Here is an 8,114-nt window from a genome sequence, read left to right on the forward strand (position 1 = left end):
ACTCTATTCCATCATTATTTTTTGTGTCCGGTTTTTGGCAACCAGATAAAGTAACGGTGCGCCAAGAGCTGCTGTAATAATTCCAACCATGACCTCCTCTGACGCTATCAGCAATCGTCCTACAACATCCGATATCAATAGCAGGCAAGAACCTGCAAACAGACAGTAAGGCAACAACCAGCGAAAATCACTGCCTACTAAGGCCCGCATCAAATGTGGTGCTGCCAGACCAATAAAGGCAATCGGCCCCGCCATCGCTGTCGCTCCTGCGGCCAGCATGGTGGCACTTAATAATGACAATATACGAGTACGGGCTACATTGGCACCGAGAGAACTGGCGATCCCTTCGCCGAAAACCATCACATTCAATGAAGCACTGAGTGAAAGCGTCAAAACGATAGCCACCAGCAGATAAGGGATCAATAAACTTGCTTCCCTTAATGACATGATGCTCAAAGAACCCACTGTCCAAAAACGATAACTGTCCATCGCTTGTGCATTCATCAGAACCATCCCCTGCACCACAGCAAACAGGCAGGCATTGATAGCTGCTCCTGTCAAAACCAATCGTACAGGATTGGTATTGCGGGAGCTCCCGCTAAGCAGGTAGAACAATAAAGTTGATAAACCAGCGCCAATAAATGCAGTCCAAAAGCGAGGCAGTTGATCCAACACTGGAATGAAAGAGAAAAAGACCACCGCAGTTGCCGCTCCTGCATTTACACCCAACAAACCGGGATCGCCTAATGGATTGCGTAACAATCCTTGAGTAACCGTTCCTGCTAGTGCCAATGCGGCTCCAGCCATTAATCCAATGAATGTACGCGGTTCACGGGCGTTGATAACCAAATCATAATAACTACCTTGATCCCCTAACCAATAATGTTGCCAGATAGCTGACAGCGGTAAGGGTTTCGATCCCAAACTTAAGCTGGCGGCGACACAAAGACAGCTCAGTAATGCCATCAACACCAAACCCAATGTGAGAGATAGACTTCGCTTAGTATTTCTCATGTTTTGCGATCTCCTGCTTCAACAACGGCATAAATTTAGGTAATCCCCAACGCAAACTCAGTGGTGAACCATAAGACATTGACATTACAAGGGATTGGTCAGTTATCGGGATATATCCTCCCTCACGGACGGCACGAATAGATCGAAACAGAGGCTGTGCTTCCGTTTGCTGACGCTCCTTTTCACTGGTATACCAGGTAACTAAAATATCCGCTCCATTCAACAAATCAGCATTCTCCAGACCAATGTTGGATGCAAAACTACCAAAAGGTGCGGTCAAAGAATCCGCCAATGGTAGCAATGACAAGCCTAGGTGTACCAAAGTATCAACCCGTGGATCATTTTTGACATAAATGGATAAGGTGTTACCTGTTGTTCCAGCCTTGATATAGGCAAATGAATAATGCTTTATATTAGGGATTGTGCTCCCCGTCTGAGTCAATATGGCATCCAATTCAGCATTGAGTTTTTCTCCCTGTGGAATTTTATCCAACACACGAGCCACCAGCTCAATCTGCTGCCGGGGTGTCGTCTGCCACGGCTTATGAGGGTAGGCAATGACAGGGACAAAATGGGACAGATGATCATAATTCTCCTGTGTAATACCTGATTGTGTTGCCAGAACTAAATCCGGTTTCAGTTTGATGATTTTCTCAATATCTAGCTCAGGATACATTTCGATAATGGCAGGCAGTTTTGCGCCACGTTGCTCTATCTCCTCTCTGAACCAGGGTAAATACCCGTCTGCATCCCCACCCCAACGGTGTGATTCAATACCTACGGGAATAACGCCGAGATCTAACAAAATATCTTCAGTACCCGTTCCTAATGCGACAATCCGCTGCGGCGGTTGGTTAATCACTGCCGTTCCCAGTTCAGTGGTAATAATTTTAGGATAACCAGCTTTTGAATAACCGGTGGTGTCCACCGGTATATTGTTTGCTGTTGTCGGTTTATCACAACCGGCTAATAAACCGACCAGCAATATCAACGACACGGCGGCCAAAATTCTGCAATGTGTTCGTACTCTTTGTATCAACCTCATCGCTTATGATCCTTTACCGCTTGTTGCTTAAATGGATAAAAGTACATCACCGCCGTCCGTGATCCAGTTAGAACTTATAACGTAAGGTCGCTTCGACATTACGTGGTGCACCATAGTAGTACTGAGTGTAGCTACCGAATGAGGTGTAGTATTTTTTATCAAACACATTATTCAAGTTAACAGTCAGGGAAAGGTCCGGCGTAAATTGATAACGTCCCATCAGGTTAACCGTGGTAAAGCTACCTTGCCCATCTTCACGTTTACCAAGCTCCAGCCGTGTTTTATCCTGCCAGTCAACTCCTCCACCAAGAGTCAGATCATTCATTACTCCAGGTAAGGTATAAGTAGTAAACAATTTGAACAGACGATTTGGTTTATCTGTATTGACACGCTGACCACCAGGCATAGTGGCGCGGAATTGGGTGTAACCCGCATATAAACGCCAGTCATCGGTAATCTGTCCACTGACTTCAGCTTCAAAACCACGGGTTTTTACGCCTTTGATTGCGTAGTAAGCTTTGACGTTATCTGGGCGTGGTGGGGCTGTACTATCCAATTTTGCATAATTATTTTGACGGATCTCAAAAATCGCTAATGAATAATCAAGACCATTATCTAGAGCAACTCCTTTCAATCCCAATTCATAATTTTCACCAGTAACTGGCTTAAGAAGTTCGCCTGTGCGATTAATACGGCCTTCTGGGTTGAAGATTTTAGTATAACTACCATAAACGGAGAAATCTGACGTGATGTTGTAAACCAAGCCACCATACGGCACAAATTCATCACTATAACTGGCATTTTGAGGAGTTCCAAAATCATCGCCACGAGTCTTCCAACTGGTGATACGTCCACCGAGGATCAATGTTAATGGATCTGCCAATGAAAGCTGAGTGACTGCATAACCGGCTGTTTGTTCAATATAGCCATTTGAACCAGTATCACGAGTTTTACTCCATGTTGGCTCAGGATAACCCCATGAAGGCCGGGTAAAATCACCTATTGGGAAATTTGAACAACTACGAGATTTCATACATGGGGCATTGTAATAATCATTCAGGAAATTCTGCTTCTGGTAGTTCAAACCAAAACTAGCGTGATGAGTTCGTCCCAACAGCCCATAATTACCATTTAGCTGCAAATCGAAATTACGCTGACGACGAGTTCCATCGATCAATGTAATATTACCCGGATACATTCCCACATTAGTTACACGATCAGGAACACCCTTTGCCCATAATACTTTTTGGTCAAGCGTATTATTGTCATAGGTGAAAGTCCCTTTCACACTCCAGCCATTATCAAATTTGTGTTGTAAACTGGTAAAGGTAGAAAATGAACGAACCTTAGAAAATGCCCAATCCGGTGCATAACTGCTACTGCGTTTATAATCAGTTTTGCTGCCATCTTTAAAATAAATCGGCAAACCACCAAACATCCCACCACGGGTATGGTTAATCTGATAATCAGCACCAACGGTCAGCAAAGTATTGTCTGTCAGATCGGCTTCAATAATACCGTAGAATGGATATTTTTCATGTTTATCGCGATCGATAAAAGAGTTGGAACGTTGGTAGGCGGTGACAAAACGCCCTCTGACTGTAGCGTCTTCATTTAATGGACTAGAGAGATCAAGGCCAGTACGCCATTTATCCCAAGAACCCCCTTCCAGTGTAATTTCACCACGAAAATCGCGGGTTGGACGTTTGCGGATTACATTCACAGCGGCGGAAGGTGTACCCGGCCCGACCATCAAACCCGCTGCACCGCGTACGACTTCCAGACGATCAAACATGATGGTGTCCATCAGGTTATCGCCGTAATTAAAACGAATATCGTAGAAAGTCGGTACACCATCGCGTAGCATGTTTCTGACACTCATTCCCCTTGAAGAGAAAGTAAAACGATCGCTGTCAGCCTGATGAACAGTCATCCCCGTAATACTATCTATGGCACTTTTTACGCTATCCAGATTTTCATCCACCATCCGCTGTTTGGTCATTACACTGACACTTTGTGGTGTTTCTCGCGCAGACAAATTCAAACCCGTTGATGTCACCATTGAGGTCGTGTTGTACATGCCACTGTCTTCGGTTACCCCTTCATGCTCTGGAGTTCCTGCTGTCACGACAATTTTATCGTTTTTTCCTTGTGCTTCTTCTGCTATTGCCGAATGATTCCCTGCAAGAAGCAGCGGGATTAAAATAGAAAGGGCTTTTTTCTTGATTAAATGATTTCGTTGCAAAATTGGGTTTATCACTCTATTCATCCTGTTATCAAAATAATTTATTGTTATACTGACTTTATATTTTTCCGCCACTCATTGTTTTAAACCGCTTGTTCCAAAGCATTTGCTCTAAATCGTGACGGAATATTTTTCCCGAAATGCATGAAGGGGATTAACTAATGTTCCAGCAAATTTCAGATTTTTTTCTCGATCATCAAGATCAATCATTTGCTGGTTATTCGCCATTTGCAGTCGATTTAAACAAGTACGTACAAAATCATGTTTAAATAGATCAAATTGGCGGAATTTTTCCATTTGGTTCAAGTGTTGTGATTGATAGTTATAAACACACTGAGCAACTAGTTCCCAAAAATGTATTTCTGGCAATACAAGATGTTTTTGCAATAACGGACTTAAATAACGGAAGAAACAATCAAAAACATCAAGGAATATATAGTTAATCTTCATATCATCCTGAATAGTGACATGTAGAAAATCAATCTCCTCAGATAATTGAAGGTCTCCATTCAAAATGGCAATTTCTTCACCAATATCTTTCATCAACATTTTCACTGGAAGATAGATTGCTGAGCCAGATAACGATCATTCCCCTCACCGAGATAAATAGGCAGCATCTTTTCTGATACGCCTAGCAATGGATACAAATCAATGATCAGTTGAATTGCATCCAATGATTGTAGTTGACCGTGGTTGAATTTTTCGATTGATGAGGCATCAATATCTAAATGTTCTAGTTGACAATCCTGATCCTGAAAATGGTATTCAAAATTACCAAATTCAATGGAGTAAGATTGCCCTTGTTGGTGTACTGGATAAATCAGTTTTTCATGAGTCAATTCACGCAGTATTTTAGCGAAGTGATCATCTATATAATCCAAAATATTTCTATCCAGCTCTTGGGTATTAACTGTAGCACACTAACATACCTCACCAAATGATAATTAAAATCATTATTATTAACAACCATAAAAATATAAAGACTTTAAGTAAACCAATGAAAAAAGATGCATTAAGACAATTAGATAAATTTCAGGAATGAATTTCTGCCATTTAATAAAAAATTATTATGATATACAAAAGAAATAATTACACGTATAAAATATTAATTTTTACTTTAATTATACAATTGTGAAATACTCATCATGCTTGCAAATAGAATAATACTTCCCCTTATAAATAAGGCTCTGATTGAAAAACCAGAGCCTTATTTACAAAAGAAACTATATTAAATTATTTATCAGACTTTATTCTGACGCCACCATTCCGCTAGCATAATACCCGTAGCAACAGAAACATTCAGGCTTTCTATTCGACCCGTACCACCAATCGAAAGACGGATATCACCATCCTCCCAGACACTATCACTCAAACCATCACTTTCCTGCCCTAATACCAAGACTATTTTTTCAGGAAGCTTGACTTCTGTCAGCTTTGTACTTCCTTTATGGCTTGAAGTAGTCACGATGGTGTAGCCTGCATCGCGGAATTGATTCAGCGTGATTGTAAGATCATTAACATCAATACCTTTAATATGCTCAGCTCCTCCCTCAGCAGTACGGACTGCCGCACCAGATTCCAGCATCGCTGTATCGTGCAATATCATACCCTGTACACCAAAGTGGGCACAGCTACGCATAATTGCACCGAGATTATGCGGGTTACCCACACTTTCTAATGCCAGAACACAATCTTTCGCTGGGGCTTGCTGTAAATAAGTTTCTGCCTCCAGACCATTACGCTTTTTGATCAGGAAACAGACACCACCATGATGCTCCGTTCCTGATGCTTTGCTCAATTCTTCATCGTCGACCACATGATAAGCCTTACGATTTGCCGCCATCCACTTAAGAGCGTCACGGAAGCGGGGAGTTACTGACTGGACAAACCATGCCCTGACGATGGCTTCTGGACGATTTTGGAACATTGCCTGACAAGCATTTTCACCATAAATACGGGTTTCTTCCAACCGTTGACGGCGAAGTTGTTCAGGGTCAATCTGACTTCTACCACTAATACCGCCATGATCAGGTTTTGATTCTTCCCCTACTGGACGGGAAACCGTTCTCCAGGGAGAATGTTCTTTTGAACGCTGAGGGCGTTCATTGTCACGTCGCCTGCCTCCTTGTTCACGTCCTTTGCCAGACTGACGATTATTGCCGTTACGACGATCGTTATTATTACGGCTGTCACTCTTGTCCTCACTACGGACATACATCACTTTGACTTTGCCACTTTTACCACTATAGGAATCGTTCATTTATTTCTCCAACTTCGCTATGGCGCGAAGATTACCCGATGTTCGCGCCCGAAGCTACCTCTGGCAACGACAATCCATCAAAATATCCACCAATTTTTTACTGGTTTTATCCATGAACATTTTTGAGTTCTTAAATGAGAAATAACAACGCCGTTTATCAGCTTCGCCAACATCGCCTTGCCCGCTCTACCCGTCCTTTTCAAGCAAGAGGCTGCCGAGTTCAGCGTTGCACTTATTGTTTATTGCCCCAAAAAAGATGCCTGTGTAAAAAAATCTCACCAGTAAAAGCGGCCAGCCGCTTTTGCCTCATCATGTTTGATACTGAACCTATGAAGCCTAGCAATACAGGTAAGTTAATTGCAGATGTTCTACCTGATACTGATGCTTTTCTCTGGTCAAGAACTGAGCCTGATCAACGCATGCTTGAAATACTACGTGATCCAACGCGACAACCTTATCTGATCTTTCCGGAAAGTTACGCCACACCACCTCGTACTGTGTATCAACAATTGCCGGATAATCAGAAAGCACCTCTGTTTATTATATTGGATGGAACTTGGCCCGAAGCAAGAAAAATGTTTCGCAAAAGCCCATATTTAGATGATATTCCTCTATTATTATCCAAATAGAAATCCACCAAGTTCCATTAAAGTAAATTAATAAAAATAAAATCAATAAGTTTATAGTTAAATTACTCGCAAGAAGTCTAGCATCGTCAGAGAAATTAATGAATTACCGTCTCTCGCGTTAACTTGTTTTTAAAAGTTTAATACTCCCTGCAATCAAACAACGTCCATTGCAACATCTTAAGGACTCGATAACAGGAGGGCTACATGCCATTAATTACAACCCCTAAAGAAAACCTCATTCGCTTACCCGAAATTCAACGCAGAACTGGTTACGGTAAAGCGTGGATCTACAAACCCATTGCAGATAACCGATTCCCGAAACAAGTCAAAATCGGCACTCGCTCAGTCGCTTTTATTGAATCAGAAGTTGATAGCTGGATAGCTCAACGTATTGCTGAATCTCGCAGTGAGGTGATGTAATGCCAAAATTCATATTACCCACCGACGAACAGCGGAAATATATTCTTTCCGCTTATGGCGAAATTGAAAGACGAATAAGAGAAAAAGAACGAGAAAAAATATCTAGTATTTCTCGCAGTCACTGCCATAAATTAGAAACATTAGGTTTATTTCCACCTCGCTGTCATTTTGTGTGTAATTCCTACGCGTGGTTATTAAGTGATATGCTCTGGTGGGTACGTAACCCGCCAACCGTAGAGAACGTAAATAACCCCTATAGCCGAAAATCAAATTAATTAAGACAGGGTAAAAATATGACATCTAAAAATGTGGCCTTGAATGGTCAGGGACCCGCTCACGCTGAAAATAACCAGAATGATATTTCAGCTATCCGTAAAGCGGTTATTTCCGGTAACTGGTCATCAATTAACAAAGGTATTTTCACACTCACTGATTTAGGCTTGCATCATAACGGTCAAGGGTTGGTCTGGCTTAATTCTGGGGTCATGTATTGAATGGTTA

General features: G+C 42.0%; 9 protein-coding genes and 1 pseudogene. 4 read left to right on the forward strand and 6 right to left on the reverse strand.

Features of this window, described 5'->3' with window-relative positions; all coding sequences use genetic code 11:
• Positions 1–3: 3 nt before the first annotated feature.
• The 6 genes from ABLA85_RS17565 to ABLA85_RS17590 form a co-directional block, all read right to left on the reverse strand.
• The gene (locus ABLA85_RS17565; RefSeq protein WP_367965626.1) at positions 4–1,014 is read right to left on the reverse strand and encodes a FecCD family ABC transporter permease; all 1,011 of its coding nucleotides are present in this window, start codon (positions 1,012–1,014) and stop codon (positions 4–6) included.
• Positions 1,001–2,059: an iron-siderophore ABC transporter substrate-binding protein gene (locus tag ABLA85_RS17570; protein ID WP_367965627.1), complete on the reverse strand. Its 1,059-nt coding sequence runs from the start codon at positions 2,057–2,059 to the stop codon at positions 1,001–1,003. The genes ABLA85_RS17565 and ABLA85_RS17570 overlap by 14 nt, the downstream gene beginning before the upstream one ends.
• Before the next feature lie 67 nt (positions 2,060–2,126).
• Complete coding sequence (locus tag ABLA85_RS17575; RefSeq protein ID WP_367965628.1) at positions 2,127–4,319, reverse strand: TonB-dependent siderophore receptor; 2,193 nt, start codon at positions 4,317–4,319, stop codon at positions 2,127–2,129.
• Between the two features lie 96 nt (positions 4,320–4,415).
• Positions 4,416–4,847, reverse strand: a complete 432-nt coding sequence (locus ABLA85_RS17580; RefSeq protein WP_367965629.1) for an IucA/IucC family C-terminal-domain containing protein — start codon at positions 4,845–4,847, stop codon at positions 4,416–4,418.
• A gap of 8 nt (positions 4,848–4,855) precedes the next feature.
• Entirely contained in the window at positions 4,856–5,185 is a 330-nt protein-coding gene (locus ABLA85_RS17585) for a hypothetical protein (RefSeq protein WP_367965630.1), read from the reverse strand.
• 359 nt (positions 5,186–5,544) lie between these two features.
• A complete protein-coding gene (locus tag ABLA85_RS17590) occupies positions 5,545–6,564 on the reverse strand; it encodes a tRNA/rRNA methyltransferase (protein ID WP_367965631.1) in 1,020 nt (339 codons plus the stop codon).
• Between the two features lie 134 nt (positions 6,565–6,698).
• Between ABLA85_RS17590 and ABLA85_RS17595 the strand changes: the two are divergent.
• The 4 genes and pseudogenes from ABLA85_RS17595 to ABLA85_RS17610 all read left to right on the forward strand — a co-directional run.
• A pseudogene (locus ABLA85_RS17595) lies at positions 6,699–7,181 on the forward strand (tRNA-uridine aminocarboxypropyltransferase); the annotation flags it as partial.
• Positions 7,182–7,397: 216 nt separating this feature from the next.
• The gene (locus ABLA85_RS17600) at positions 7,398–7,613 is read left to right on the forward strand and encodes a helix-turn-helix transcriptional regulator (protein ID WP_367965632.1); all 216 of its coding nucleotides are present in this window, start codon (positions 7,398–7,400) and stop codon (positions 7,611–7,613) included.
• A complete protein-coding gene (locus tag ABLA85_RS17605; protein ID WP_367965633.1) occupies positions 7,613–7,888 on the forward strand; it encodes an AlpA family phage regulatory protein in 276 nt (91 codons plus the stop codon). The genes ABLA85_RS17600 and ABLA85_RS17605 overlap by 1 nt, the downstream gene beginning before the upstream one ends.
• A gap of 18 nt (positions 7,889–7,906) precedes the next feature.
• On the forward strand, positions 7,907–8,107 hold the full coding sequence (locus ABLA85_RS17610; protein WP_367965634.1) for a hypothetical protein: 201 nt from the start codon (positions 7,907–7,909) through the stop codon (positions 8,105–8,107).
• The last annotated feature ends 7 nt before the right edge of the window (positions 8,108–8,114 follow it).

Source organism: Xenorhabdus sp. SGI246, assembly GCF_040838225.1.
Taxonomy (GTDB): Bacteria; Pseudomonadota; Gammaproteobacteria; order Enterobacterales; family Enterobacteriaceae; genus Xenorhabdus; species Xenorhabdus indica.